The 26492-nt window shown below is 61.4% G+C and carries 24 protein-coding genes and 1 riboswitch; of the genes, 9 read left to right on the top strand and 15 right to left on the bottom strand.

Features of this window, described 5'->3' with window-relative positions:
- Positions 1-372 precede the first annotated feature (372 nt).
- Together PQR40_RS25585 and PQR40_RS25580 are read right to left on the bottom strand one after the other, a co-directional pair.
- Positions 373-1584: a D-amino acid dehydrogenase gene (locus tag PQR40_RS25585; protein WP_408224779.1), complete on the bottom strand. Its 1212-nt coding sequence runs from the start codon at positions 1582-1584 to the stop codon at positions 373-375.
- Between the two features lie 174 nt (positions 1585-1758).
- Positions 1759-1852, bottom strand: a riboswitch (glycine riboswitch).
- Positions 1853-2075: 223 nt separating this feature from the next.
- A complete protein-coding gene (locus PQR40_RS25580; RefSeq protein WP_408224782.1) occupies positions 2076-3035 on the bottom strand; it encodes a LysR family transcriptional regulator in 960 nt (319 codons plus the stop codon).
- Positions 3036-3215: 180 nt separating this feature from the next.
- Between PQR40_RS25580 and PQR40_RS25575 the strand changes: the two genes are divergently transcribed.
- The 3 genes from PQR40_RS25575 (at position 3216) to PQR40_RS25565 (ending at position 6740) form a co-directional block, all read left to right on the top strand.
- Positions 3216-4562 (top strand): MFS transporter, encoded by a 1347-nt coding sequence (locus tag PQR40_RS25575; protein ID WP_408393805.1) that lies wholly within the window; start codon positions 3216-3218, stop codon positions 4560-4562.
- Between the two features lie 90 nt (positions 4563-4652).
- Positions 4653-5858 carry a M20 aminoacylase family protein gene (locus PQR40_RS25570; protein WP_408336697.1) on the top strand — a complete coding sequence of 402 codons (1206 nt, stop codon included), beginning with the start codon at positions 4653-4655 and terminating at the stop codon, positions 5856-5858.
- A 249-nt stretch (positions 5859-6107) separates the two neighbouring features.
- Positions 6108-6740 carry a LysE family translocator gene (locus PQR40_RS25565; protein ID WP_325043125.1) on the top strand — a complete coding sequence of 211 codons (633 nt, stop codon included), beginning with the start codon at positions 6108-6110 and terminating at the stop codon, positions 6738-6740.
- A 93-nt stretch (positions 6741-6833) separates the two neighbouring features.
- Here PQR40_RS25565 and PQR40_RS25560 read toward each other — a convergent pair whose 3' ends face one another.
- Positions 6834-7367 carry a GNAT family N-acetyltransferase gene (locus PQR40_RS25560; protein WP_408510085.1) on the bottom strand — a complete coding sequence of 178 codons (534 nt, stop codon included), beginning with the start codon at positions 7365-7367 and terminating at the stop codon, positions 6834-6836.
- Between the two features lie 12 nt (positions 7368-7379).
- Positions 7380-7952 carry a helix-turn-helix domain-containing protein gene (locus PQR40_RS25555; RefSeq protein WP_408336701.1) on the bottom strand — a complete coding sequence of 191 codons (573 nt, stop codon included), beginning with the start codon at positions 7950-7952 and terminating at the stop codon, positions 7380-7382.
- 223 nt (positions 7953-8175) lie between these two features.
- Here PQR40_RS25555 and PQR40_RS25550 point away from each other — a divergent pair, with 223 nt between their 5' ends.
- Complete coding sequence (locus PQR40_RS25550) at positions 8176-8880, top strand: YceH family protein (RefSeq protein WP_408224798.1); 705 nt, start codon at positions 8176-8178, stop codon at positions 8878-8880.
- A gap of 47 nt (positions 8881-8927) precedes the next feature.
- Here the strand turns inward: PQR40_RS25550 and PQR40_RS25545 are convergent, their stop codons facing one another.
- From PQR40_RS25545 to PQR40_RS25535, 3 genes are all read right to left on the bottom strand, one after another.
- Entirely contained in the window at positions 8928-9725 is a 798-nt protein-coding gene (locus PQR40_RS25545) for a MipA/OmpV family protein (protein ID WP_408225273.1), read from the bottom strand.
- 80 nt (positions 9726-9805) lie between these two features.
- Entirely contained in the window at positions 9806-10693 is an 888-nt protein-coding gene (locus tag PQR40_RS25540) for an alpha/beta hydrolase (RefSeq protein ID WP_408336705.1), read from the bottom strand.
- Between the two features lie 3 nt (positions 10694-10696).
- Entirely contained in the window at positions 10697-11467 is a 771-nt protein-coding gene (locus PQR40_RS25535) for a DUF4118 domain-containing protein (RefSeq protein ID WP_408224804.1), read from the bottom strand.
- A 397-nt stretch (positions 11468-11864) separates the two neighbouring features.
- On the opposite strand from PQR40_RS25535, the gene PQR40_RS25530 reads away from it, so the two are divergent.
- Entirely contained in the window at positions 11865-12593 is a 729-nt protein-coding gene (locus PQR40_RS25530) for a class I SAM-dependent methyltransferase (protein ID WP_408484453.1), read from the top strand.
- Between the two features lie 23 nt (positions 12594-12616).
- Here PQR40_RS25530 and PQR40_RS25525 read toward each other — a convergent pair whose 3' ends face one another.
- Positions 12617-13135: an SLATT domain-containing protein gene (locus PQR40_RS25525; RefSeq protein ID WP_408224810.1), complete on the bottom strand. Its 519-nt coding sequence runs from the start codon at positions 13133-13135 to the stop codon at positions 12617-12619.
- Positions 13136-13237: 102 nt separating this feature from the next.
- Positions 13238-14296, bottom strand: a complete 1059-nt coding sequence (locus PQR40_RS25520) for an LLM class flavin-dependent oxidoreductase (RefSeq protein ID WP_408393808.1) — start codon at positions 14294-14296, stop codon at positions 13238-13240.
- A gap of 180 nt (positions 14297-14476) precedes the next feature.
- On the opposite strand from PQR40_RS25520, the gene PQR40_RS25515 reads away from it, so the two are divergent.
- Positions 14477-15451, top strand: a complete 975-nt coding sequence (locus PQR40_RS25515; RefSeq protein WP_408510084.1) for an aliphatic sulfonate ABC transporter substrate-binding protein — start codon at positions 14477-14479, stop codon at positions 15449-15451.
- Between the two features lie 112 nt (positions 15452-15563).
- Here the strand turns inward: PQR40_RS25515 and PQR40_RS25510 are convergent, their stop codons facing one another.
- From PQR40_RS25510 to PQR40_RS25490, 5 genes are all read right to left on the bottom strand, one after another.
- Complete coding sequence (locus PQR40_RS25510) at positions 15564-16907, bottom strand: acyl-CoA dehydrogenase family protein (RefSeq protein ID WP_408510083.1); 1344 nt, start codon at positions 16905-16907, stop codon at positions 15564-15566.
- A gap of 970 nt (positions 16908-17877) precedes the next feature.
- Positions 17878-18783, bottom strand: coding sequence for an ABC transporter permease (locus tag PQR40_RS25505; RefSeq protein WP_408224819.1), 906 nt, complete (start codon positions 18781-18783; stop codon positions 17878-17880).
- A gap of 2 nt (positions 18784-18785) precedes the next feature.
- A complete protein-coding gene (locus PQR40_RS25500; RefSeq protein ID WP_408224822.1) occupies positions 18786-19700 on the bottom strand; it encodes an ABC transporter permease in 915 nt (304 codons plus the stop codon).
- A gap of 105 nt (positions 19701-19805) precedes the next feature.
- Positions 19806-21101, bottom strand: coding sequence for an ABC transporter substrate-binding protein (locus PQR40_RS25495; protein WP_408510082.1), 1296 nt, complete (start codon positions 21099-21101; stop codon positions 19806-19808).
- An 80-nt stretch (positions 21102-21181) separates the two neighbouring features.
- Complete coding sequence (locus tag PQR40_RS25490; RefSeq protein ID WP_408224828.1) at positions 21182-22240, bottom strand: ABC transporter ATP-binding protein; 1059 nt, start codon at positions 22238-22240, stop codon at positions 21182-21184.
- A gap of 318 nt (positions 22241-22558) precedes the next feature.
- Here PQR40_RS25490 and PQR40_RS25485 point away from each other — a divergent pair, with 318 nt between their 5' ends.
- From PQR40_RS25485 to PQR40_RS25475, 3 genes are read left to right on the top strand one after another with little or no spacing between them, the layout of a single operon-like run.
- Positions 22559-23524, top strand: a complete 966-nt coding sequence (locus tag PQR40_RS25485; RefSeq protein ID WP_408224831.1) for a polysaccharide deacetylase family protein — start codon at positions 22559-22561, stop codon at positions 23522-23524.
- A gap of 2 nt (positions 23525-23526) precedes the next feature.
- Positions 23527-24261 (top strand): GntR family transcriptional regulator, encoded by a 735-nt coding sequence (locus tag PQR40_RS25480; RefSeq protein WP_408510108.1) that lies wholly within the window; start codon positions 23527-23529, stop codon positions 24259-24261.
- Positions 24262-24271: 10 nt separating this feature from the next.
- On the top strand, positions 24272-24862 hold the full coding sequence (locus PQR40_RS25475) for a flavin reductase family protein (RefSeq protein WP_408510081.1): 591 nt from the start codon (positions 24272-24274) through the stop codon (positions 24860-24862).
- A 33-nt stretch (positions 24863-24895) separates the two neighbouring features.
- On the opposite strand, the gene ggt is transcribed toward PQR40_RS25475, so the two are convergent.
- Positions 24896-26482 carry a gamma-glutamyltransferase gene (ggt, locus tag PQR40_RS25470; RefSeq protein WP_408510080.1) on the bottom strand — a complete coding sequence of 529 codons (1587 nt, stop codon included), beginning with the start codon at positions 26480-26482 and terminating at the stop codon, positions 24896-24898.
- Positions 26483-26492: the final 10 nt, after the last annotated feature.

The following is a 26492-nucleotide window of genomic DNA, read 5'->3' as shown; positions in this document are numbered from 1 at the left end:
AGGCTTCATCGAGCACCTCACCGAGTCGAAGCTGACGGCCCTCTAAACGCGCAACCGAAGCCCCATGGTTTCCGAGGCGGACCCGTCCGCGACGCACGCAGTGCGGAGTGGGAGCTGACGACTCCTTTGTCACTAGCGCCGAGTGTGCGAAGACACAGATTCCAGATGGACCACTACCGAGACTGTGCGAGGGCCCCGCTTAAAAATTAGCGGTTTGAGCCGCTTTCTTTTGCCTATTTTTCTTTGCGGCAGGCAAAGAAAAGTAGGTGCCTGCCCCGCACAGGGGCGACGCTAATAAACCAATAACAATTCAAGGAAAGGCCAACGCAGCAGGCAACCAGACGACCAAAGCGCCCCGCAGGCAACCAACCCTTATTGAACAGCCCCCGCCACAACCTGCGCAGTAGCCGCCGACAACGTCCACCCCAGATGCCCGTGCCCGGTATTATAAAAAACGCCACGCCGTTTCCCGCGCCCCACCTTCGGCAACATACTCGGCAGCATAGGCCTCAATCCAGCCCATGGAATCACCTTCGAAGTCGACACCTCAGGAAAATACTGTCGAGTCCAGTCGACCAAAGGCGCAATGCGATCCGAGCGGATATCCCGATTGAACCCATTGATCTCCGCAGTCCCCGCAACCCGGAACCGATCCACGCCAAGCCGGCTGGTGACGATCTTCGCACTGTCGTCAAGCAAACTGACCCATGGCGCGTTCTGTTGACTCACTTCATCATCGAGACAAACGGTGATCGAATAACCCTTAACCGGGTAGATATTCACGTGATCGCCGAGCATCGCCGCAAAATCGCGGCTCTTCACGCCGGCGCACACGACGATCCGCTCAAAGGCAAAGCGCTGTGACTCGCCCTCCAGATTAACCGTCAGGGAAAACTGTCCTTCAGCCGGCTGCTCGATCGCCGCGATCTCGGCATCGTAGTGAAACTCCACACCGTGTCGCACGCAGGCGTCCGCCAGGCCGCGGGTGAACTTGTGAATATCGCCGGTGGAATCGGAAGGTGTAAAAAAGCCGCCGTAAAACTCGCCCTTTATCGTCGGCTCGATCGCATGCAACTCACTCGCCGTTACCGGATTCCGGTCCAGTCCACCTTCGCGCAGCAACGCATTCACCTTGCTCGCCGAATCGAACTCCTTGCGGGTCTTATAGATGTGCAAAATACCGCGCCGCTCCAGATCGAAATCGATCCCTTCGCGCTCGGCAATCGAAAACAGATGCTCACGCGCAGCAATCGCGAGCCGCACCGTTTCGACGGTGTTCGCACGGTAGTGCGGAATCTGCCGTAGAAATTCACCCATCCACGAATACTTGTGCCACGTGGGCATCGGATTGAGCAGTAGCGGGGCGTCGCGCGTGAGCATCCAGCGCAAGCCTTTCAGCACGGTGGCCGCGCTGTTCCAGACTTCGGCATTGCTGGCCGACAACTGGCCGCCGTTGGCGAACGAGGTCTCCATCGCCGCATAGCGATGACGTTCGAACACCGTAACGTGGTGGCCGCGCTGCGCCAGGGCGTGAGCAGTCGTGACGCCGGTAATGCCGGCGCCGATAATGGCGATTCGTGACATGACATGATCCAGAGTAGTTGAGCATCACCGGTGTCGATTTCGTGTCGAAACCGGCGTCGATGCCCCATCTGTCCATGTACCTGAGAGTTTCTTCCCGTGAGCATGCGCGCGCAATTTAGGCGGTATGCAGGGAATCCCCTTCGGTGGGCGCGCGCGGCGCCGCTCTCCAGATGTTCCAGCTGCGCGGTCCTTTTGCCTGAGAGTTTCCGGGGCGGTTGCTCCGTCGGCGTCGTCACAATCCTCTGACGATCTCTCCCGCGCTGCATTGCAGAACGGCTCGACAATACCGGGCAAAAAACTTCACCGCAAGTGTTTCCTGCAATGCGACGCCCGATCGGCCCTGCCGGGAGCTGTGCACGGCACGCTGAAAAGGCCCATCCACGTAGGCGCGCCCACGCTGGGCTCACGGTCGCGCCTACGGCGCCTGGGTCCGAGGCGTCGGCCTGTTCACCGTGGGGCGTTCAATTCCCGCAGCCGCCACCAGGCCATGCTCACGGGCGCACCCTGGGCTCCTGCGCCCGCCGCCCCGGCGTCGCACCGGCGCGCTGGTACACCCCCGAGAACGCGGTACAGGCAGTGCGAATCATCTCGATTAGCGTTGCAGCGACGGTGGTGGTCAGATCGATATCCCGGCAGATCAAGCCGATCGTCATGTCCGGCAGCGGTTCGGTCAGACCGATCTTGCGCAGCAGTCCCTTGTACGGCGCCGTATGGAACGGCAGTTCCGACCACAGGCTGATGCGGTCGGTGGTGCTGGCCATCTCCAGGTATAGCGACGTCGACGTGCAACGCAGCACGTTTTTCGGCGGCGCGATGTCCTGGCTGCCGAACAGCGTGCCGATCAGGCTCGTTGAATCGTCGAGCGCGTCCCAGCTAAGCCATGCCGCCTGGGCGAGCCCCTGCAGAGAATGCGTGCCGCGCAGCGGATGGCCGGTGCGCACGCCCAGCGTCGTGGCGATGGTGTAGAGCGTCTCCCAGTGGAAACGCGTGTCGGTCGGCTGACCGATGCGCGAGACCAGGCCGAAATCGATCGAGCCGTCCGCGAGGCCTTCCTGGATCTGCGGCGGACGCAATTCGAACACGTTAATGGTGACCTGCGGATAAACCCGTGAAAACTCCCGCAACGCCTCAGCAAACGGCCCGGCAGACGTCACCGGCGTGACGCCCACCGTCACGGTGCCGCGCGCGATGCCGAGCAGCGTGGAGATGTCCTCGTGTGCATGGCGCAGTTCCTGTTCGATCGCGCGCGCGTGGCGAATCAGGCTTTGTCCGTACGGCGTGAGTTGCGTGCCCTTGGCTGAGCGCACGAACATCGGCGCGCCGAGTTCCGCCTCCAGATCGGACAGCGCCTTGCTCACGGCCGGCTGCGTGACGTGCAGCGCACGCGACGCCTCGTGAATGCTGCCGTTCTCCGCGACGGCGATCAATGAGCGCAATTGGTGAAGTTTCATCGTCGAATCCACTCGAAGGGTGCCTCGGCTGTATGCCGCCGCAGCCTCCAGTGTGGGGATAAATAAAAGTGATGGCTATAAAAACAAACGATTTGCGCTCGGAAATTGACGACCTCACTGTTCGGTTGACGTCGGCCGCAAAGCGACGCAGCCCCTTCCACCGGAGTCATCGGAATCGCCATGGCAAATCTGCACACCTCGCTGCAACCCGCGTCAGTCGACGCGGTGTCTCAGGGGCCGGTTCAGGGGCTCGCTCCGTTGTCGGATCAGTCGTCCGCTCAGCCACGCGCCTCGAAGTTCGCGCTGATCGCCGCGACCACGCTGGGCAACGGGCTGGAGATGTTCGACTTCACGATCTACAGCTTCTTCGCGGTCCTGATCGGCAAGCTGTTTTTTCCGTCGCATACGGCTTTCGGCTCGCTGCTGATGGCGGTCGCCACCTTCGGCATTGGTTTCGTGATGCGGCCGCTGGGCGGCATCCTGATCGGTAACTACGCGGACCGGGCCGGTCGTAAAGCGGCGATGACGCTGACCATCGCGCTGATGGCGCTCGGCACGGCAATCATCGGCCTTGCGCCCACTTATGCGCAGATCGGCCTGTTCGCGCCGCTCCTGATCGTGCTCGGCCGATTGCTGCAAGGCTTCTCGGCCGGCGGCGAGATCGGCGCGTCGACCACGTTGCTGATGGAGTCGGGCGTGCGGTCCACACGCGGTTTTCTGGTTGGCTGGCAACTGGCGAGCCAGGGTGCGGCGGCGCTGGTCGGCGCGCTGAGCGGTTTTCTGCTGTCGCATTTCCTCGCGCCTGCCGATCTGGAGAGCTGGGGCTGGCGCATCCCGTTCCTTTGCGGTTTGCTGATCGGCCCGGTCGGGATGTATATCCGCCGTGCGCTGGATGAAACGCACCATGCCACGGCGCGTGAAAGCAGCGCGTTTCGTGAGGTGATGGCGCGTCATCTGCGGCAAGTGTGCGTCGGTGTTCTCATGATGGTCGGCGGCACGGCATCGATGTACATCGTCGTGTTCTATATGCCGACCTATCTGATCCGCGTGCTGCATATGCCGCCGGGCACCGCGTTTCTATCGGGTTGCGTGGCGGGCGCGGTCTTGCTGATTGGTTCGCCGCTCGCAGGTCTGCTGTCGGATCGCCTGCCGCGTCGCAAGCCGCTGGTCGTCGGCGCCACACTGCTCGGCGCCGTGTTGATCTATCCGGCGTTCTGGCTGCTCAACCACACCGCGCAACTCGGCGTCGCGCTGATGGTGATCGCCGCGCTGGTCAGCTGTCTCGCGGCCGCTTCCAGCTCGGTTTTTCTCATTCTCATGGAAGGCTTTCCGAAACATGTGCGGGCCACGGGCTTTTCGATGGTGTACAGCATCGGCGTGTCGGTATTCGGCGGCTTTGCGCAATTCATCGTGACGTGGCTCATCAGCACGACCGGCAATCCCATGTCGCCGGCCTGGTACATGGTCGCGTGCAGCGCGGTGTCGCTCGGCGCACTGGCGGCGTTGAAAGAGCGCCGCGCCGACTGAGCGCACCGGCCAGAGATTTCAGTTAAATGCAGCGCAGCCCATCATCAGAGACGGCTGGCAGGACCACCAGAACTAACAGGAGAACATCGCATGCTTGAAGCACAAATCGTTGAAGCGGAACTGCAATCGGCCAAACTGATCAAGGACGTGGTCGCCGACGAACAGACCTTTGTCGATCTGCGCCGCCAGATTCACGCGCATCCGGAAACAGGCTTCGACGTCGTCAATACAGCGGAACTGGTGGCCGGCTTGCTGAAAGAGTGGGGCTACGACGTGCATACCGGTATCGGCGGCACGGGTGTGGTCGGGCAACTGAAACTGGGCAACGGCACGCGCAGGATCGGCATTCGCGCGGACATGGATGCGTTGCCGATTCATGAGCAGACGCATCTGCCCTACGCAAGCCGGATCCCTGGCAAGATGCACGCCTGCGGCCACGACGGCCACACCGCGATCCTGCTGGCCGCCGCAAGGCATCTGGCGACGAGCCGCGGCTTCGACGGCACGCTCAACCTGATCTTCCAGCCCGACGAAGAAAACCTGTGCGGCGCGCGCCGCATGATCGAAGAGGGTCTGTTCGAGCGCTTTCCGTGCGACTCGGTCTACGCGCTGCACAACGGCCCGGGCATTCCGGTCGGTCAGTTCGTCGTGAAGACGGGCGGCGTGACGGCTGCCTCGGACGTCGCCACGGTCACGCTGACGGGCGTGGGCGGCCACGGCGCAATGCCGGACAAGGCACGCGATCCGATCGTCGCGGCCGGCTCGCTGATCATGGCGCTGCAGACTATTGTCTCGCGCAATCTGCCGGCCTCCGAAGTGGGCGTGGTGAGCATCGGCGGAATTCATGCGGGCGCGACCCACAACGTGATCCCCGAAACGGTGAAGCTTCTGCTGAACATGCGTTCGACCAACCCCGAGATGCGCGAGCGGATCGAAAAACGCGTGCATGAAATCGTCACGCTGCAGGCGAAAAGCTTCGGTGTGGAAGCCTCGATCGACTATAAACGCCTCGTGCCGGTGGTCGTCAATGCCGAGACGCCAACCGCGCTTGCGCGTGATGTGATCACCGATCTGGTCGGCGCCGAGAACGTGCTGACCGACACCAAAGGCATGATGGGCAGCGAAGACTTCGCATGGATGTCCGATGCGGTGCCGGGCTGCTACGTCGTGATCGGCAACGGCGTGGGCGAGTGGGGCGGTTGCATGGTGCACAACCCCAAGTACGATTTCAACGACCGCATCATCAGCCTCGGCGCGAGCTACTGGGTCAAACTCGTGGAAACGTATCTCCGCTGATCTCGCCTGGCCGTACCGCAGTGAATCGCGCGCCGTGATGCGGAGCACGGCGCGCGTCGTCCGCCAATCGCGACACCGCGTAAGCGGCGCAGCGAGCCGCGCGCGCAAGCGCAATCCCGATGTGCAATGAACCCCGCTCAACTGCGTATAGGGACTTTTCGTGTGTGGGTTTAAGGCCTGAATCGGCGACATCGGCTATATTTAGCGGCACTGCCCGACTTCGATTTTCAACTCACACAGGAGGCCGCCGTGCCCGCTGTCACAACGATGCTCGCCTTCGCCCTGGTCTCGCTCGGCATGGTGCTCACGCCCGGCCCGAACATGATTTATCTGATCTCGCGATCGCTTTGCCAGGGGCGGCGGGCCGGGCTCGTGTCGCTCGGCGGCGTCGCGCTCGGCTACGTGTTCTACATGTTTTGCGCAGCGTTCGGCATCACCGCGCTTCTATTGACGGTGCCCTATGCGTACGACGCGTTGCGTTTCGGCGGCGCGCTTTATCTGCTGTATCTGGCATGGCAGGCGGTCAAGCCGGGTGGCCGCTCACCGTTCCAGGTGCGCGACCTGCCGCACGACAGCCGCCGCAAGCTGTTCACCATGGGCCTCGTCACCAACCTCGCCAATCCGAAGATCGCGGTGATGTATCTGTCGTTGCTGCCGCAATTCATTTCACCGGCGCACGGCAGCGTGCTCACGCAGTCGATCGCGCTGGGCTGCGTGCAGATTGTTATCGCCGTCACGATCAACGCGCTGATTGCGAGCATGGCGGGTTCGATCGCCGGATTTCTCGCCGGCCGGCCGGTATGGCTGCTCGTGCAACGGTGGCTGATGGGCACCGTGCTCGCCGGTCTGGCTGTGCGGATCGCGTTCGATTCGCGCCGTTAAACCACGGCTTGAAGACTCGGCTGAGTCTGCACGACGGGCTGCCTGGTGGCGTATCGCTCATCTTGAGCATGCGTCACGGGCGGCCAGTCAGCGTTACGCGCTGAGCGTCTTGTACATGATGGTGGTCGAATCAAGCCGCTCCTCCTGCGTGTCGCGGCAAAACTGCGGGATCACACCGACCGTCTGATAACCCAGCGCGGCATAGAGCGGCTCCGCCTTGTCGCCCGTGCGCGTATCGAGCGTCAGCAGGCTGCGTTGCAACTGCTGCGCACGGTGTTCCAGTTCCATCATCAGCGCTTTGGCGATGCCCTGGCGGCGAAACGCGGGGTGCACCAGAAGCTTGCGCACCTCCGCGCGATGACGCTGATTCGGCATCGTGTCGTAATCCAGTTGCACGGTTCCGGCGATTGATTCGCCGTGACGAGCGACGAACAGCACAAGCGCGCCCGCGCGCAGCGACGGCAGCACTTTGTCGCTCCAGAACGCCTCACTCTCTTCAACGCTATAGGGCAATACAAATCCGACACTGGCGCCATCGTGGACGCAGGCACGCAGCAGCGCGCCGAGTTCGGGCAGATGGCGCACGAGGTCGTCGGCGGAAAAAGTCGTGATGGCGGTGGCGCTCATGTTGGCTCGCACTCAGACGATGAAGAGGATGTAGCGCGCCGCGCTGTGCGCGGGCGTGACGAAAGCGCTGGGGCCAAACAGCTGATAGCGCACGCAGTCGCCGGGACGCAGATCGTGGCTTCGGCCGTCGACGGTGATCTGCAATTGCCCTTCGAGCAGGATCAGATGATGTTCGAGGCCAGCTCTCGGCGACGCGTCGTAAGTAATGCGTGCGCCGGCATCGAGTTCGCACTCCAGCGCCTCGCCGCTCAGCGCTTGAGCCGGCGGCGACACCGAGCGGCGCCGGAAGCCGACGCTCGCGTCGGTCCAGACCGCCTGCGCCTCGCGCGGCACCAGCGGCGCGAAGTCTTCTTCGACCATATGCATGAGGCGCGACATCGGCAAACCGTAGGCGACGCAAAGTTTGCCCAGCACGCTCGCCGTTGGGCTCACGGCAGCGTTTTCGAGGCGCGACAGGGTGGCGCGGCTGACGTTGCTGAGCTTTGCCAGATCGTCGAGCGACCAGTTGCGCTCGGCACGCAGCCCTCGCAGACGCTGGGCGATGCGGCGGTCGATGGCGTTGTCGTCTGGGAGTGAATTTTCCATATCCGGGAAATTATCTCTAATATGGGACCTCGTCAACAAAACAAAAATGCGCCGGGACGGATGCGGGCGCGTTTGGGATGCGCCTCGTCATTGCGGAGATTCGTACACCGCGAGCGGCTGGGGCGTTTATCATAGGGCCCACAAACTAAAACCTGCCGCCCGGCTGTGCAACGGTAAGGCACACCCTCCACGAGACCTGGCGGCGCATGCCGCGACTTCCTCTATGAACTCCACTCCCGACGCTGTTTCCCGTCCCTCCATCCGCGCTTTGACCTTGCTTGAAGGGCGCGTACTCGGCGTGCTCGTCGAAAAGCAGCACACGGTGCCGGACAGTTATCCACTTTCACTGAACGCGCTGACCTTGGGCTGCAACCAGAAAACCGGCCGTGCGCCGGTGATAAATGCAACCGAGGCGGAGGTGCTGACTGCCGTCGACGGATTGAAGCGCCTGAGCCTGGTGATGGAGGGCAGCAGCAGCCGTGTGCCGCGTTTCGAGCACAACATGAACCGGGTGTTGGGATTGCCGAGTCAGTCGGCAGCGCTACTGACTACTTTGTTGCTGCGCGGCCCGCAAACTGCGGCTGAGCTGCGCTTGAACAGCGCGCGCTTGCATGGGTTCGCTGACATTTCGTCGGTGGAGGCGTTTCTCGATGAACTGGCCGAGGGGGATCCCTCGCGGGTGGTGAAGCTGGCCCGGACACCGGGCGAGCGCGAAAATCGCTGGACGCATCTGCTATGCGGCGAAGTCAGCGCGAGTGAGCTGGCACCGCCCGGCGGGGAAGATGAGGTTGTGCCGCTGTCGGCGTTCGAGGCGTTGAAAGCCGAACAGAAGCGGCTCGCCGATGAATTGAGCCGGCTTCAGGTGGTGGTGCGGCGCATGGCTGGGGAGTTGGGAATGGAAGTTGAAGATCTTGGCGCCGGAGACTGAAACGCTACTGGCTTTTTGCGCGCTGCGGGCGCGCAAAAAGCCAAAAATTAAAACTTGTAGTTCACCGAAGCGAGCGTATTCAGCTCGAACCTTTTTTCGGTAATCGGACTATTCGCCGCGTCGTGCTCCAGTCGTCCGAAAGTAGCGGAAACCGAGCCATTCCAGTGCTTTGAAAAGTCGTAAGACACAATGGCGTTCATATGGATGTCCCGCACACCGGCACTGGTGCTATACGTGGGCAATCCCGAAGCCGAACTCTGCTGATCTGAGACGCCGAAAAACGTCCGCGTGTAAGTCCCGTTCGCCCAGGTGAACCCCGGGCCCACCGAGAACAACCAGCCGCCAACCGGTGCCGAAGCCACGAAATCTGTACTGACCGTGGTCCCCTGGTGATGCCCGGCGATATCCTGGTACAGCGCCACCGAGCCGGTAAACGCCCACCACGTGTAGTCCGCGAACAGCTTCAGCTTGGGGCCGCCATACACGTTGCCAAGCCCATGCAGCCGCGGATCGTCAGACTCCTTGCGGGTCTGGAAATCGAAACTGAGAGCAGCGCCCACATGATAGGCGGGACCGCGCAGCACGTTGACGCCAAGCACGTCAGGGCCTTGCGAGAAAATCCGGTCGTCGTAAGAGATGTCCAGCGCAGGGAACGGGAATACCTTCAATTGTCGCGATCCCGGGTACGTGGGCGTGATCACCACGCCTGGGCCCACGCCAATTTTCCACTTGCTGTCGGTGGCTGCGTCCGCGCTTGCGTCGGTCGTCGCGGTCGAACTTGCATCGTCCGCATACGCAGCACGCGCTGTGCAAAGGCCCAGCGCAGCGGCGAGCAGCAGTGACATGTGTGCGGATTTGCCGAATCTGAATGGGGTGCGCAGCGGCACGCTCGCCGGTTTGCTGAATCTGGGCGTGGTATGCACCGTCACGCGCGCTCCTTGCCAAGCGCCGCGAGCTGCCTGAGGCGTCGCGCCAAAGCCTTCGAGACGACCTGTTGCTTGCCGCTGTCGTCGCCGCTGTGGGCGGCTTCGCTCTCACGCAAAAATAGCGCGGTTTCGCGCGCGACGATTTCGCGTTCGTTGTCCGACGTAATCATGTGGTACGAATCATCCAGCCAGATCGTGCGTAAGAAGGCAGCGCCGATATTCGCGGCGACAAAGCGGGCATTGCGGGGGCTCGACGTCTCGTCGTCGATCGCGTGGACAATCAGACAATCGGTCTTGATGTCGCGCACCTGCGTACGCACGCTCGCGGCGAGGCGGCTCGCCTGGTGCAAGGCGGGCAATGAGATCGTGGACGGCCCGACTTCGCTGAAGTCGCTGCGCTGCATCGCACGGGCGATCTTCGCCCGGAGCGCTACGTTGCGCAGGCCGAACGGCGCTTCCTCGCGGTAGCGCCAACGCTTGCGCAGTGGCGTGAAGTACGCCCAGTTGAGCAGGAAGCGATACCAGGGGATCGCCCAGCCGTCGTATGAGAGCGTCAGCGACAACAGCACGAGCGACTGCGCCCCGGGACGGCGATGCGCCAGCGCCAGCGCTAGCGCCGCGCCGATCGATAGCCCACAGATTGAGACACGTGCAAAGCGCGCGGCCAGCGCGTCGTACTCGCGCACGGCGGCCTCGAGCCATGCCTCCATCGCCGCTTCTTTCGAGCCTGCGCTGTAGCCCGGCAGGACCGGCGCGCAGGTGGTGAAGCCCTCGGCGTTCAGATAGCGGGCGAGAAAGCGTAATTCGAGCGGCGAACTCGACAGGCCGTGCAACATCAGTACGGCATGGTCGTCGCCGGGTAAGAAGAGACTCGTTGGTTGGCTCATGGATCAGACTCCGATCCGCAGCACGAGAAACTCGCCGGCATGAGTGGTGAACCGTTCGCACACGCACTCGGTCAACTTCGACACACCGTCGCCGCTTTTCAGGCGCACGCGGTGGCTCCCGGGCCACAGTGCTTTACTGAGCCGCTGAATGTCTTCGGGATCGACATCGGCAAAGCGCGGGCCAGGCGCAATTTCGTTCGGCAGACGCGGTAACGCGCCTTGCGGTTTGAGGTCGTCGGCCGGTTGCAGCGCGTTGCGCTCGAGCGCCTGAATGAAAATAAAGGTCTTGTGATGATGCGAAAGATGGCGCAGCAGTCGATGCGTTTCATCGACGGCACGGCGCGCGAGCATGCGTTCGTTGTCGTGACGCAGCAGCATTTCATAGCGCGACTGCGCAACCGATGCGATCAGTTCCGCACGAAACTGCGAGCGGCGCAGGCGTTCGATCAGCATGATGACGAACAGCGTCACCAGCGGATAGGAAACCAGCAGGACCAGGTCGGCGCTATTGAATACCGTGATGGCTGCGTAGGGCGGGACGAACAGATAGTCGGCGATACCCAGGCCGAGCAGCATGACTGTGAGCGCCGGGGCCAGCCCGCAAAAATATTCGACCAGCGACGCCGCGATACAGAACGCGGTGCCCGGCATGATCGGCCCGATAAGCGGATGGAGCAACATGCGCACTCCGCTGGCGATCGCCAATGCGGCGGCCGCGCCCAGCCAGACGCGTGTTCCCCTTGGTGCCCAACGACGGGCGTTCTGGACTTCCATAATCTTTTTTTTAGGGAGCGATTATGCTTCCCGATTGAGTGTGGCAATGCGCTTTACAGCGCAGGTCGGACAATACCATAGTCGGGCAAAAGGAAAGACCCGGAAAGATGTGAATACTGGGAGCCCGGGTGGGGATACCGCATTTCAAATGACTGACGGAAAAACATGTTCAGGAATAGGGGTATTCTCACCAGCGCGTATTGTGCGGGCAGCGAGCTTAAATGACGCTTAAGCGACCTGAAGGATGGCCTGTGCAGGCTTTCAGCCGCCTTGCCAGGAGGCGTGGTCGAGCCGCCCGGCAAGCGAAATTGCAGGGAGTAAATGGCACGCCGTAAAGATTCTTCGCTTATACATCATGCCGCCGCGTTGCCTCAATTACAGTTAATGCTATTTACAAATGACACAGAACATTTACGACGACCCCGCATTTTTCAACAACTACAGCCAATTGGGTCGTTCGAAACAGGGCCTCGCGGGCGCCCCCGAATGGCCTGCGCTGCGGGCCATGCTGCCGGAGATGCGCGGCCTGGCCGTGGTCGACCTTGGCTGCGGCTATGGATGGTTCTGCCGATGGGCGCGCGAGGCGGGCGCCACCACGGTGCTCGGTCTCGACGTCTCGGAGAAAATGCTGGAGCGGGCACGATCGCCGTCGAACGATCCGGCCATGCGTTATGACCGAGCCGACCTCGAACATCTCGACTTGCCGCAGGCAGGCTTCGACCTTGTGTATAGCTCGCTCGCGTTTCACTACATCGAAAATTTGCGCGGCTTGCTCGACGTTGTGCACCGCGCGCTGGTGCCGGGCGGGCACCTCGTGTTCTCGATCGAGCATCCGGTTTTCATGGCGCCGCAGCAACCCTGCTGGTCGGTCGACGCAGACGGCCGCAAGCACTGGCCGCTCGACAGCTACCAACTGGAAGGGCCACGTGTCACGAACTGGCTCGCCGACGGTGTCATCAAGCAGCACCGCACCATCGGCACCTTGCTCAACCACCTGATCGGCGCGGGCTTCACCATTACCCATGTCGACGAGTGGGGGCCGACCGATGCCGATCTTGCCGCACGCCCTGAGCTGGCGGAAGAACGCGAGCGGCCAATGATGCTGCTCGTGTCCGCTACACGGTAGCTTTCAGATGAGCGGGGCGTCGCTCAGGCATCGCGGCTTCGTCGGGGTTCGTTGGACAGGGTTCGCTGGGTTCGATAAAAGACGCGCGGCGGCACGTTCGGGGAATCTTCAGCGAGCCGGTCGAGCTCGTCGCGGATCGCGGTGAGATAGTGGCCGTCGCGGGCATCGGCGTCACCGGCGAAGATCGCTTCGAGCCTGCGCCGTACCGCGCCATAGCGCGCACCCGCCGCGCGATGCTTTTCCGCACGCTCCGCGTATCGGAGGAAAGTTTGCAGCGCGGCGGAGACCGCGGCCGCCACGCTCACGAGGCCCAGGACGATCCTGAGTACCGGTGAGACGGTGGCCGAACTCAGCGACGCAAACACGGCCGTGCCCACAAAAGCGGTCAATACAGTGACCAGCCAGCCGACGCCGCGGTCACGTGCCGACAGGAGGTCGGCCATGTCGTAGTGGCTCATCTGGGATTCACGCGCGCGCCGGATCCACTTCAGCAGAAGCTGGTCTTCGTCGACCGGGGGCTCGTACGCAGTCAGGTTCTTCATGTCGCTCGTCGTGGCTAGTCAGTTTCGCAAGCGTAGCGCATGCGCTTGACGATACTGTGCCACACGAGGGTCCGGAACTGAACGCCGAGGAACCTGCCCGGCTCAATCGAGCAGGCGGCGTACGCGTGGAATCACTTCTTCGGCAAAAATGCGCATGTCGGTCTCGAACGGCTGGAATTGCAGCATGAACAACTCGATCCCGGCTCGGTGAAAGCCGGCAATCCGTTCTGCGACCGTGTCATAGCTGCCGACCAGTCCAGCCGCCGTGCCGCCGTTCGAGCCCACGCGCGGCGTTCGCGCGAAGGTCTGGAACATTACCGCCTTCGGGTCGATGTTCGACTTCTGTTGCTCACGTAATGGGGCATCTTTCGAGGCGAGCGCGAAGAGATGGTCAAGGTGCCGACCTGCGGCTTCATCCGTCTCGCGAGCGATGACGAATGCCGACAAACCGAAACGCAACGGCTCGTGCGCCGCGGGGCGCTTGCGGGCCGAGACATCCGCGATCAATGCCTTGACGTCATCCAGCGGCTGGCCGTTGACGAACCACACGTCGCCCTTGTCGGCGACCAGTTCCCGCGCCGGTTCCGATTCACCGCCGACGTAGATGCGCGGACGGCTGCGAAACGGGTCCGCCGGGCGCAATAAATAGTCATCCACATTAAAATGCTCGCCGCGAAAACGCGTGCGCTCGCCGCGCAGCAAAGAATCGACCACCGTAATCCACTCGCGCCCATACGCGTAACGCGCGTCGTGTTCCGCAAAGCCGATGCCGGCGCGCTCCAGCTCAGGACGATTCCATGCGTTGACAAGATTGATCGCGAAACGCCCGCCGCTGATGTGTTCGATCTGCTGCGCCATCTTTGCCAGCACCACCGGGTGATACAGATACGGCTTGATTGCGGCGATGATCTCGATGCGTTCGGTCAGCGCCGCAAGCGCTGCCGATGCGGTCCACGCTTCGAGCTGATCGAAGTCGGGATTGTGCGGATTGATCGTGTGTTGCGCGACCAGCACGGAGTCGTAACCGAGCCGCTCGGCTTCGAGAACGAGGGCCTTGTTTCGCGCCCACGACGCGTCGTACGGTTCATCGGGGTCCTGCAGCGCGGCACGGCTGCCGTGAACCAGCGCCCAGATGCCGAAGCGGGGAGGAAGTGTCGACATCATGCTGAAATCTCCGCGGGAAAGGCGTGTTCTTCAACTCGCATCAAACCTCGAATGATGAGCGATAGCGCCGCCGCGCGTTCCAATTTCTGCCCATATCGATCGATGAAATCGGTCTTAAGCCGTGCGCCGTTCTTTTATATATTCAGCGATTCCGCATACTCACATGGATCTCGCCCGATGCATCTCGCTTTCTCCGGCTCCCGAAACCTGAAGCACCTCTGCGTGTGCCTGATGTTGATCGGCGGTGTGCTGTCATTCGGCGCGGCACGCGCTAACGAAACAGTGTCGATCAGCTACCAGCGTTCGTCGACGCTCTTCATTCTGCTGAAACGAACCGGTGCCCTGGAGAAGAAGCTCAACGCGCTCGGCTACGACGTGAGCTGGCATGAGTTTTCGACAGGCCTGTTGCAGTCGCTGAATGTGGGCAGCGTCGATTTGCATGCGGATGTGGCGGATGCCTTTGCGCTCTTTACGCAGGCCGCCAATGCACCGCTGACGTACTACGCCGAAGAAACCGCTGCGCCCACCGCTCAGGCGATCATCGTGCCGCCGGATTCGCCGGTTCACTCGGTGGCGGACCTGAAGGGCAAGCGCGTGGCGGTGTCCAAAGGCTCAGGTTGCAACTTCCTGTTGCTGAGCGCTTTGGCTAAAGCGGGACTGACGATCAACGATATCCAGGTGCGTTATCTGGAGGCGCCCGACGCGCTCGCTGCCTTTCGCGGCGGCAACATCGACGCATGGGCCATCTGGGACCCGTTCCTCGCTGCCCAGCAACGTGAGGCGCATGTTCGCGTGATTGCGGACGGCAGCGGCGGTGTCGCTCAATACAACCGTTTTTACACGGCGACAACAGCCTTTGCCGACAAGCATCCGGACGTGTTGCGCGTCGTATTCGACGAATTGAACACGACGGGCAAGTGGGTCAAGGCACATCCGCAGGAAGCGGCGCAGATTCTCGGCCCGATGTGGGGCAATATTCCCGGACCGACGGTGGAGTTGGCCAATAGCCGCCGCAGCTACGACATCGTGCCCGTGAAACGCGATCAGTTAGCCGAACAGCAGCGCATCGCTGACACGTATCGTGCGGCCAGGCTCATTCCCGCCACCTTGAAAGCGACGGACATCAGGATCTGGACGCCATCCGCGAAGTAATTCGGGGAAGCCGTTGATCCTGTCATCGGTCCGGTTCCGGGCCCGGTGACAAATAAACAATTAAGGCCGCGCACGCGGCCTTAATTGTTTGAGCGCGTGCTTGACGCGTTTTTTAAAGCTGGGCAGGTACCGTGGATGCTTCCAGATTCCGCGCCACACCGAACCTTTCGTTATGCGCGTTCCCATTCAGATAGAAGTCGCCGATAGCGGCTTCGCGGATGATTGCCGGATTGTGCGACGCCAGCACCCGCGCATTGCGCCAGTAGCGGTCGAAACGGCGCGTCTCGCTAGTTGCCGATGCGCCACCCACTTCGAACAGCAGCGTGGCCGCTTGCAGCGTTTGCTCGATGACGATCTGTTGCGCCTGGAAAGTCTGGATATCCAGATGGATGTAGGTCTGTTCGCCGGTCCGGCCTTCCTGTCGGGCCACTGACACGTCATCGATCGCGCGGGCAAGCGAAGCGCTGATGCTCTGCGTCGAGTAAGCGAGGCTCGCGAGACGGCCGACTACGCGATGCACCAGCGGATTGTCGCGCGGACTCGATTCTCCTGGGATACCGAAGGTTCGGGTTTTAGCTTGCGTGAACGCCACCGCATCGCGCAGCGCCGCACGGCTGATACCTGCCAGGTTCGCGACGTGCAGCGCCTGATAGTAGGCAGTGAGCAGACTGTTACGGCGTGGTTCGGTGGCGTTATAGCGGCGGTACAGATTGTCGGGCGAGACCGGCACATGCTCGAAGCGCGCCGTGCCGCTGCCGGTAAGACGCTGCCCGAAGCCATCCCAATCGTCGATCCGGGCGAGACCTGGTGTATCGCTCCTGACGAGCACGCGCACGTCGCTTTGCCCGTCGTGTGCGGTGACGTCGACCCAGTCGGCGTAGAGCGTGCCCGTGGTGTAGTACTTCTCGCCATCGAGATGCCACGCGCCATTGGTTTGCGTGAGGCGCACGCTGTTTTGAGTGATGCCGGTACGCTCGGACACGGCGCCGCCGATGATCTGGCCTTGGGCGATACGCGTGAGCCATCGGTCGCGCAGCGGTTCATCGTCATTTTCCAGCAGCGATTCGATAAAGCCACCGTGCACACGCAGGATTTGCGGAAGGTTCGAGTCTGCTTCACCAAGACGCGTGACCAGGGCGAAGAACTCCGTGAGCGAAATGCCGTCACCGCCATAGCGCTTCGGTACGCGCAGTCGGGTGTAGCCGGCTTCGCGTAACCATTCCACGGGCGCGTAGGCCAACTCCCGATTTTGTTCCCGTTCTACCGCACCTTCGGCGATACGTGCGAATACGGGCGCGAAACGGCGGGTGAGGGCGTCTTCGCCGAAAGGCTGGGCGGCGTCTGCGGTTGTGTGATTCGGGTTTGATTCGAATGCTGACATGAGTTCTCCAAAGCAGGGAGGCGCGCCGGGCGCAGTCTGAGAACGGTACGGGAGGGATGGGGGGCTAGCAACCAAGTATTTGGTTGATTCTTAGAAGGTGTAGTGAAATGGTTCTTTTTTGCCTGCGCGGCGCTTGTTGTTTGTGTGTCTGAGGGGGTGGTTTTTTGTTGATCTGGGTTTTTTGGGCGCTGCCTTGTCTTGAATTGGTAGTGGTTTTTTAGCGTTTGCCTCTGTGGTTGATATGGCTGCTTTGGCCTTTCCTTGAATTCTTATTGGATTATTAGCGTCGCCCCTGTGCGGGGCAGGCACCTACTTTTCTTTGCCTGCTGCAAAGAAAAGTAGGCAAAAGAAAGCGGCTCAAACCGCTAATTTTTAAGCGGATCCCTCGCACAGTCGCGGTAGTGGTGCATCTGGAATCCGTGCTCTCGCACATTCTGCCTCTGTGACAAGGGCGTCATACTTCCGGCGGCGCTGCGCGCGCCGACGCGTACTTCATAAAACCGCCCGCTGCGTTTTGACGCTCACGTTTTGCACGGAACTGCAGTTTGTCATTGCCTAACCGACAGCGACAGCCATTGCGACACCCCGGTATTTAGTTCGAAGTGGGGAGTATGCTTGCAGAGACGGTTCGCCGAGGGCGAAGCCGGCGGTCCTCATTGCACGTGAGCGAAGCCATTGGTTTGCATGATGAATTCATCCGGCGAGCACGCAGGGCGAGACGGGAAGTATGACGGCCTTGTCACTCACGCGGATTGTGCGGGGGCACGGATTCCAGATGCACCACTATCCCCTCCGAGCCAGGGGACCCGCTTATAAGCTAGCGGTTTGAGCCGCTTTCTTTTGCCTACTTTTCTTTGCGGCAGGCAAAGAAAAGTAGGTGCCTGCCCCGCACAGGGGCGACGCTAATAAACCAATAACAATTCAAGGAAAGGCCAAAGCAGCCAGATCAACGAAAGGGGCGAACGCCAACAATCCAACAAGAAAACAAGGAAAGACCAAAGAACCCAGACCAACGAAAACCCACCGCCAAAGGCAAAAAAACCCCTCACCCCTTTCCACCCGAAACCCGCCTCCGCCCCAACCCCCGCACCGCGAACAAACAAAAAACCACAACAGCAAGCGACAAAACCGTAGTCATCGTCCCAAGCGCATAAATCACCGGCGTAGTCACTGACGTAGTCAACCCCTGCAACTCAAGCGGCAAAGTATTCTGATCCCCGATCGCCTGCGAGGTACGAGCAATCTCGTCCCATGAAAGCGTGAACCCGAACATGGCGACGCCGACCACCGAAGGTCCGATAATAGGCAGAACGACATGCCGGAAACTCTGCCACGGCGTGGCGCCCAGATCCCGCGAAGCCTCCTCATAAGCAGGATTGAAGCGATTGAAAACCGCAAACATCACGAGCAAACCAAACGGTAACGTCCACGTCAAATGCGCGCCCAGTGCCGACGTGAACAAGCCCATCGTCGTCGTATAAGTATCGGCAAAAGACGGATCCCCCCACGCGGAAGCGAGATACTTCACCCCGTTATCGAGCAACCGGAACGTCAACCCGATCCCAAGCGAAACGATAATGGACGGCATGATCAGACTGGCAACCGACACATAAAACACCGCCGTATCCCCGCGAAACCGCCGACGAAACGCCAACCCCGCCGCCACGGAGAACAGAACGGTCAGAACAGTGACCGCCAGCGCGAGCCGCACGGAGCGGCCGAATGCGCCCCAGATATCGACATCGCCCACGCCGTCTCGCAGCACGGCAAACCAATGCAGCGACACACCGCGCATCGGAAACGTCAATCCGCCCTCGGGCCCCTGAAATGAAAGAATGAAGATCGTAATCACCGGTCCGTATAAAAACAGGACGAACAGGCCGAACAACAGCGCAAGCCAGTAAAAGCTGGCCGGCCGATGCTCCCGATGTTTGAGACGAATGGTCTGCATCGTCACAGCTCCTTGCGGATGTCGACCACCCGCGTCAAACCCCACACGATCATCAACACCACAGCCAGCAGAATGATCGCGTTGGCGGCTGCGGCGGGAAACTGCAGGTAGCCGGTCTGCACCTGAATGATCTTGCCGACCGATGCGATCTGCTGGCCGCCCATCACGCCTACGGTCAGGAAATCGCCCATCACGATCGTGATGACGAAGATCGAGCCGATTACGATGCCGGTCTTCGACAGCGGCAACACCACGTCGCGAATCACCTGCCAGCCACTCGCGCCGGCATCGCGCGCCGCTTCGAGCAATGAGCGGTCGATGCGCATCATCGCGTTGAAAATCGGCACGATCATGAAGAACGTGTAGAGATGCACAAACGCCAGTACGACCGAAAAGTTCGAGTACAGCAACCATTCGAGCGGCTGATCGATGAGATGCACGCCCAGCAGCGCCTGATTGACGAGGCCGTTACGGCCGAGCAGCGGCATCCACGAGATCATGCGGATAACGTTCGAGGTCCAGAAGGGAATTGTGCAGACGAGGAACAGTATGGTCTGCATGCTCGTTGTACGCACATGGAAAGACAGGAAGTAGGCGATCGAAAAACCCAGCAGCAAGGTTACGGCCCACACGATGGCGCAGAATTTGAGCGTCGACCAATACGTCTTGAAGGTCACGCAGACGTCCGTCATCGACGAACAGCCATTAAAAATCGCCGCGTAGTTTTTCAGCGTGAAGGCCGGGATGATCTGGTATTCGTTGAAGTCCCAGAAACTGACAATCAACGTGATGACCAGCGGCACGATGAAAAACAGCAGGAACGTCAGCGAAAGCGGCGTGGCCTGCAGCCATGCCGGCACGCGCCGGTGTTTGACGGGTTCGTCCTGCGCGTGAGAGGGAAGCTCGATCGTTGCCATGGGCGGATATCTGTGGAAACACAGCGCTGCGGAAGGAGCGCGTCATCGAAAAGCCGCCGGCGTGTCGTGCGCCGGCAGCCTCTCATGCAACTGCATCGATCAGGATCAGGCCGCGATGAACTCGTTCCACTTCTGAACCATGTAGATGTTCTCGTCCATCACCGCATTCCAGCAGGCAATCGCACCCATGCGCTGGGTGTAGGAGCCGCCATCGCGCACGGTGCCTGCTTTCTCGAGCAACTGGCCGTCGGGCGCCTTGATGTCCTGCGCGGCAGCCTTGCCTTCGATCCAGTAGTCCCATTCGTAAGGCTGCATGTGCGTTTTCGCGGTCTCAAGCACGCCCGGGTAATAGCCCTGACGCATCAGATAGGCGCCCGCCCAGCCGTCCTGGAACCAGTTGACGAACTCGTACGCAGCGTCGAGCTTCTTGCCCTGCAGCGAGCGCGGAAAGCCGAAACCCGACGCCCACGAGCGATAGCCTTCCTTGAGCGGCTGGAATTTGCACGCAATGCCCATGGTGCGCACTTTGGTTACGGCCGGTGACCACATCGACTGGATCACCACCTCGCCGGAAGCCATCAGGTTCACGCTTTCGTTGAAGTCCTTCCAGAACGCACGGAACTGGCCGGCGCGCTTGGCTTCGATCAGGATCTTGATGGTCTGGTCGATCTCGGCCTTGGTCATGTTGCCTTTGTCGCCGTACTTCATGTGACCCATCGCCTCGATCGCCATTGCCGAATCCATGATGCCGATCGCGGGAATGTTCAACAGTGCAGCCTTGCCCTTGAACTGTGGATTGAGCAGTTCGGCCCAACTGTCGATCGGGCGTTTGATGAGGTCCGGACGAATGCCGAGCGTGTCCGCGTTGTACGTGGTCGGAATCAGCGTCATCCATTCGGTCGGTGTCGCTGAGAATTCGGTGGAGCGCGGGCCGGTCAGGAACATGACTTTCTTTGGCGCCGTGCCCTGATCGCCGATCTTCTTGCCGTTCACTTCGCCACGCGTCAGCACCGGCGTGATCTTGTCGGCGAGCTTGATGCGTTTCGCGTCCATGCCCGCGAGCGTGCCGGCTGGAATCAGTTTCTTGAGCGCGAAGTATTCGGTGTCGACAATGTCGAACGAGTTGGGCTGCGTGATGATGCGCTTGGCCACATCGTCGGTCGTCACGGGCACGTATTGGATATCGATGCCCGTGTCTTCCTTGAATTTCTTCGCGATGTCGGCGCTCTGATTCACCGCCGTGCCGAGGTAGCGCAAGGTGATCTTCTCCTGCGCATGGACGTACGGAAAACCGGCAATACCGGCCGCCGCCACGGCGCCCTTGATGAACGTGCGGCGCGACAGGCCTTTTTCCGTCAGGTCGGATGCGGCCGCTGCCGGGCTTTCGTTCGCTTCACTCATTGCTTTCTCCTCAGTTGACGTTCGGTTTTCTCGTTCAGACGTTCTCTTCGCTGCCGTGTCACGTAATGCCGCGCACAGGCTCAGGCCGCCAGCGGATGCGCGTCCTGCTCGTTCCACCAGACCACCACGCGCGCGTCGGGGCCGAGCCGTGCCGGGTCATAGTCGCGGTCACTTACCAGCGAGATCAGTTCAGGCGAGCCGTCGAGCGGATCGAGCGTCATACGCAAATGGGTGCCCTGGTATTCCGTTTCGCGCACCGTGCAGGGGACGCCACCGATCCGGGTCAGGCCACTTTCGCCGGCTGCCGTCTGGACGGGCGTGACGCCGTGCGGCACCACCCGCAGATGATCGGCGCGCACGGTAAACGATCGGCCATTCGCGTTGAATACGTTGTGACCGCCGAGAAAACGCGCGACGAATTCGGTGCGCGGACGGTTGAATACTTCGTGCGGGGTGCCGCTTTGTTCGATCCGCCCGTGACTCATCACGACCACCAGATCGGCTAGCGCCATCGCTTCTTCCTGCGAATGCGTGACATGCACGAACGTAATGCCGAGTTCTTTCTGCCAGCGCTTGAGTTCCGCACGCATCTGCACGCGCAGGAAGGGGTCGAGCGCGGACAGCGGTTCGTCGAGCAATAGGCAGCCTGGTTGATTCAGCAACGCGCGAGCAAGCGCGACACGTTGCTGCTGGCCACCTGACAACTGTGCGGGTTTGCGTTCGGCATAGGCGGACATCGCGACCAGTTCCAGCAGTTCGTCGGCGCGCTTGCGGCGCACATCCTTCGCGATGCCGCGCATCTTCAGGCTGAACGCGACGTTATCGAGTGCGCTCAGATGCGGGAACAGCGCGTAGTTCTGAAACACCATCGCCGTGCCGCGAGCGGCGGGTTCCGCGCGCGTCACGTTGCGGCCCGCGATCAGAATGTCACCTTCGGTGACCGATTCATGCCCGGCAATCATGCGCAAAGTCGAGGTCTTGCCGCATCCCGACGGCCCGAGCAGGCAGCAGTACTGACCGCCGGCAATGCGCAGATCGATGGCGTCGACGGCAAGCGAGTCGCCGTATTGCTTGGACACGTGCACCAGTTCGATATCGGCGGCTTTGGTTTCGAGCACCGTTGAAGCAGACTGAATCATGAAGTGGATGTCCTCGTGAACGGCGAAGAGCGGGCGCACGCGAAAACACGCGCGTTGCCTTGTGCGAGACCATGCAAATGCAAGACATGTGCCATCCGCCGTATCGCGACGCTCACCGATCGCAAACGCACTGGTGTACTTAACGTCGACGAGTTGGCTCACATATTGCAAACGATCCGTAGCATCGATCGTCAGCGATCAAAGAGATTTTTTTGCGCAATCGCGGTGCGTCTTCGGTCCGTCCCGGGGCATGATCCGGCCCAACCAGGTTCATCCGGAACGCCACGCACCGCTTTTCGTCACTCACGGCGTCTTTACATGAACGACACACGGAACATGCCCGTAGCAGAGAACCGCGCCCGTCAATCGATCACCACGCATGGCCGCTTCGCGTATCGCCCGATCACGGACAGTGACGCCTTCCGCTGGCCCGGCGATAGTGGGCTCGCGGTCTACCTCGGCTTCAACATCGAGCACTTCGCCTTCGGCGAGGGACTCGGCGCCGCGCTCGGCCCGATTTCACCGCAACCCGACGTGTTGAACCATAGCTGGCGCGAATACGGTAACCGCGTGGGCGCGTGGCGCTGCATCGAACTGTTCGATCAGCTGGAAATGCCTGTGGGCACGCTTATCAATACCGCGCTCTACGACCATTGCCCGGAACTGATCGCGGCCTGCGTGGCGCGCGGCGACGAACTGATCGGCCACGGGCACACAAATGCGCATCGGCAAAGCGACCTGGGCGAAACCGGCGAACGCGAGCTGCTTCTCCATTGCCGCGACCGTATCGCCGAAACGTCCGGCACGGCGCCGGCGGGGTGGCTCTCGCCCTGGATTTCCGAATCGCACCTGACGCCCGATCTGCTGGCTGAGACCGGTTATCGCTACACGCTGAACTGGTGTCACGACGATCGCCCGGTACGCATGGCCACACGGGGCGGCCCGCTATGGTCGATTCCATACCCGCAGGAACTCAACGATCTGCCGATGATGGTGGGCCGCCATATGGACGGACGCGCGTTCGCCGACATGATCGTCGATCAGTTCGACGAGATGCTCGAACAGGCCAATCGCGGCACGCAGCCCCAGGCGCTCGTGATGGGCATTGCGCTCCATCCTTATCTGGTGGGGCAGCCCTACAGACTGCGGCATTTGCGCCGTGCGCTCGACCATATCGCCACGGCACGCGCGAAAGGCGATGTGTGGATGGCGACACCAGGCGCGATCGCACGTCATATGGACGAACTGGAGCGGGACGGCATGCTGCGTCCCGAGGTTGCATGAGCATGAGCCCGAAAGCCGGTGCGGCCAACACCAGAAAAACGCCGAAGGAAGAAGCGGACGTCGACGCGCGCCTCTATCAGTCGATCTTCGACGGCGTGTTGAATCATCGTTTGACGCCCGGCACGAAGCTGCCGGAACCCGAATTGTGTCAACTGTTCGGCGTGGGCCGCGCGGTCGTGCGGCGAGTGCTGGAAAAGCTCGCCTACGACGGCATTGTCGTGCTGCGGCCGAACAAGGGCGCGGTGATCGCGGAGCCAACGCCGGAAGAGACGCGCGAAATTTTCGAGGCGCGGCGCTCTGTCGAGCGCATGCTGGTCGAGCTCGCCGTGCAGCGAGCGAGCGCAAAAGACATCAAGGCCTTGCGCCAACAGCTGGCGAACGAGCACGAGGCGATGCATCGCTTCGACCAGCCTTCGTGGGCCACGCTCGCCAGCAGTTTTCATATGCGCATCGCCGCGCTCGCCGGCAACTCGATTCTGCAAAACTATCTGAAGGAACTGGTTTCGCGCTGCTCGCTTATTGTCGGTGTATACGAACCGCCAGGACATGCGCCGTGCGAGCACGCGGAGCATGCGACGATTGTCGATTGCATCGAGGCGCGCGATGCCGCAGGTGCAATGGCCCACATGGAAGCGCATCTTCGCGATATCGAAGAGCGGATCGAAACGTCGCGGATGCGCGGCGAGAAAAGCCTCGGCCAGTTGCTCGGCATCACCGGTTACGCTACTCAAACCTAGGCCCCCACACATGGAAATCGACTTCGAAGCGATCACCGAGTACCAGCGCTACAAACTGATGGCGAGCCTGATCGTGCCGCGTCCGATCGCGCTCGTGACCACACTCGGTGCGGACGGCACGATCAATGCCGCACCGTTTTCAATGTTCAACATGCTCGGAGAAGAACCGCCGATCGTGATGATCAGTATCAATCGCATCGGTGACGGCACGTTCAAGGACACGGCGGTGAACATCGCGCGAACGGGTGAGTTTGTCGTGCATCTCGCCGACGAGGCGATCGCGGAGAAGATGCATCGTTGCGGTGAGCGTTTGCCGCCGAATGTGAGCGAACTCGTGGAGGTCGGCTTGACGCCGGTGCCGAGTACGCACGTCGCGCCACCGCGTATCGCCGAAGCGCCGGTGGCGTTCGAATGCACAACGTGGGAGACGCTGGAGACGACCAGCCGGCAGATTTTCATCGGCCGTGTGCATCGGCTGCATGCTCGCGACGAGTTGATCGACACCGAGACCTGGCGCGTGCGGCTGCAGCATTACTTTCCGGTGGGCCGCTTCGGTGCGAGCGATTACGTGACGACGCGCGACCGCTTTACGCTCGGCTGACGTGGGTCGCATAGCTAATATGCTTTGGCTCCGTCAGACCCCAAGCGCACGGCCGTCGCTGCGCGGATCGTGAGCGCCTGAAGCCGAACCATCCGCCTCGATGCGGATCACCCCAGGATGCCCCGCTAGAGGACTCTGCGCCGGGATGGCGCTCACTTCATGCCCACGCTCAGCAAGTGCCGTGAACACGTCGGCGCCGACGTCTTGCTCGAGCTTCAAGGCATCGCGCGTATCGGAGAAGGTCTTGCCCAGCAGAAAGCGCGGACGGGCGAGCGCAGTGAGCGGGTCCATCCCGTAGTCGATCAGGCGCGTGAGTATCGCGGCCAGCGTTTGCGGCTGACCGTCGGCGCCTTGCGTGCCGAACAGCAGGCGTGGCCGGCCATCCTTCAGATACATGCCGGGGTTGAGCGTATGGAACGGCCGCTTGCCAGGTTGCACGACATTGTGATGCATGGGATTCGTGCTGAACGACGCGCCGCGGTTGTGCCACAGAATGCCCGTATCGCCCGCCACCACGCCGCTCCCCCAGTCGAAGTAAACCGTTTGCAGAACACTGACGCTGCGGCCTTCGCTATCCGTCGCGCCGATAAACACCGTGTCGCCCGGGCGGAACACGTGGGGCCATGCACGCGCTTCACGCAGATTGATCGAGCGTGCATGCGAATCGAGCGCAAGGGGCGACAGCATGTCGTCGACCGGCACGTTGTTGAACTCAGGATCGGACACGAAGCGGTCGCGATCCAGGAACGCGCATTTCACGGCCTCCACCAGCAAGTGGTAGTAATCGGCGCTGTCTTCTGCAATCTGCGCAACATCGAATCGATCGAGGATGCCCATGATCTGCAGGGTCGTCACCCCTTGCGTCGGCGGTCGCATACTGACCAGCTCGCCGCCACGATAAGCAACACGTAACGGCACTTCATCGCGCGCTTGCGTTCGCGCCAGATCGCTCGACGTCAGCGGCGAGCCGGCTTCGTGCAAACCGCGCGCAATTCGCTCTGCAAGCTCGCCTTCATAGAATTCGTACGCGCCGAAGCGGGCAATCCGCTCGATGCTCTTTGCCAGCGCGGGCTGCACGAAGCGTTCAGCGATAGCAGGAATACGGCCCTGCGGCGCGAAAGTCGCTGCAAAACCGGGCAACGAACGCAATTCATTCGCGCGAAGCGATTGCCAGAAATGCTGCGAAGGCGTGACCGGAAATCCATCCGATGCATATTCGAGCGCACGATCAAACAGGGATGCCCATGATTGCTGGCCACCCCACGATGTCTGGCTGATTTTATAAGCCTGATTCCACGTATCGACGGTCGCGGCCGTGGTGATCGCAGACGCTGCCCCGCGCAAAGGAATCGCGCCGCTGAACGCCGGCAGTTGCGCCGCGGCCTGGCCGATGCCTGATACCGTGCGCAACATTCCTTGCCGATCGCCAATCACCCAGAAAGCGTCACCGCCGAGTCCCGTGAAATGCGGATACGTCACGCACAGCGCCGCACCGATGGCGATCGCGGCTTCGATCGCGTTGCCGCCAGCGCGCAATACGTCGAGGCCCGCGGCGCTGGCCATCGCGTGCGGGCTGGTAACCATGCCGCCGGTGCTGCTGGCGAGTTTCAGATTGTGCATCGATGCTCCA

The sequence above is a fragment of the Paraburkholderia sediminicola genome, from assembly GCF_046026855.1.
Classification (GTDB): Bacteria; Pseudomonadota; Gammaproteobacteria; order Burkholderiales; family Burkholderiaceae; genus Paraburkholderia; species Paraburkholderia sediminicola_A.
Note: the sequence above shows the minus strand (reverse complement) of the source record. Positions and strands in the feature narration are given on the sequence as shown.

Coding starts and splice junctions, on each gene's coding strand:
- PQR40_RS25490 (WP_408224828.1), bottom strand. CDS start 22,240: ATGATTCAGTCTGCTTCAACGGTGCTCGAAACCAAAGCCGCCGATATC.
- PQR40_RS25515 (WP_408510084.1), top strand. CDS start 14,477: ATGCATCTCGCTTTCTCCGGCTCCCGAAACCTGAAGCACCTCTGCGTG.
- PQR40_RS25485 (WP_408224831.1), top strand. CDS start 22,559: ATGAACGACACACGGAACATGCCCGTAGCAGAGAACCGCGCCCGTCAA.
- PQR40_RS25540 (WP_408336705.1), bottom strand. CDS start 10,693: ATGAGCCAACCAACGAGTCTCTTCTTACCCGGCGACGACCATGCCGTA.
- PQR40_RS25570 (WP_408336697.1), top strand. CDS start 4,653: ATGCTTGAAGCACAAATCGTTGAAGCGGAACTGCAATCGGCCAAACTG.
- PQR40_RS25580 (WP_408224782.1), bottom strand. CDS start 3,035: ATGAAACTTCACCAATTGCGCTCATTGATCGCCGTCGCGGAGAACGGC.
- PQR40_RS25500 (WP_408224822.1), bottom strand. CDS start 19,700: ATGGCAACGATCGAGCTTCCCTCTCACGCGCAGGACGAACCCGTCAAA.
- PQR40_RS25475 (WP_408510081.1), top strand. CDS start 24,272: ATGGAAATCGACTTCGAAGCGATCACCGAGTACCAGCGCTACAAACTG.
- ggt (WP_408510080.1), bottom strand. CDS start 26,482: ATGCACAATCTGAAACTCGCCAGCAGCACCGGCGGCATGGTTACCAGC.
- PQR40_RS25495 (WP_408510082.1), bottom strand. CDS start 21,101: ATGAGTGAAGCGAACGAAAGCCCGGCAGCGGCCGCATCCGACCTGACG.
- PQR40_RS25575 (WP_408393805.1), top strand. CDS start 3,216: ATGGCAAATCTGCACACCTCGCTGCAACCCGCGTCAGTCGACGCGGTG.
- PQR40_RS25585 (WP_408224779.1), bottom strand. CDS start 1,584: ATGTCACGAATCGCCATTATCGGCGCCGGCATTACCGGCGTCACGACT.
- PQR40_RS25530 (WP_408484453.1), top strand. CDS start 11,865: ATGACACAGAACATTTACGACGACCCCGCATTTTTCAACAACTACAGC.
- PQR40_RS25535 (WP_408224804.1), bottom strand. CDS start 11,467: ATGGAAGTCCAGAACGCCCGTCGTTGGGCACCAAGGGGAACACGCGTC.
- PQR40_RS25520 (WP_408393808.1), bottom strand. CDS start 14,296: ATGTCGACACTTCCTCCCCGCTTCGGCATCTGGGCGCTGGTTCACGGC.
- PQR40_RS25555 (WP_408336701.1), bottom strand. CDS start 7,952: ATGGAAAATTCACTCCCAGACGACAACGCCATCGACCGCCGCATCGCC.
- PQR40_RS25480 (WP_408510108.1), top strand. CDS start 23,527: ATGAGCCCGAAAGCCGGTGCGGCCAACACCAGAAAAACGCCGAAGGAA.
- PQR40_RS25525 (WP_408224810.1), bottom strand. CDS start 13,135: ATGAAGAACCTGACTGCGTACGAGCCCCCGGTCGACGAAGACCAGCTT.
- PQR40_RS25560 (WP_408510085.1), bottom strand. CDS start 7,367: ATGAGCGCCACCGCCATCACGACTTTTTCCGCCGACGACCTCGTGCGC.
- PQR40_RS25550 (WP_408224798.1), top strand. CDS start 8,176: ATGAACTCCACTCCCGACGCTGTTTCCCGTCCCTCCATCCGCGCTTTG.
- PQR40_RS25505 (WP_408224819.1), bottom strand. CDS start 18,783: ATGCAGACCATTCGTCTCAAACATCGGGAGCATCGGCCGGCCAGCTTT.
- PQR40_RS25545 (WP_408225273.1), bottom strand. CDS start 9,725: ATGTCACTGCTGCTCGCCGCTGCGCTGGGCCTTTGCACAGCGCGTGCT.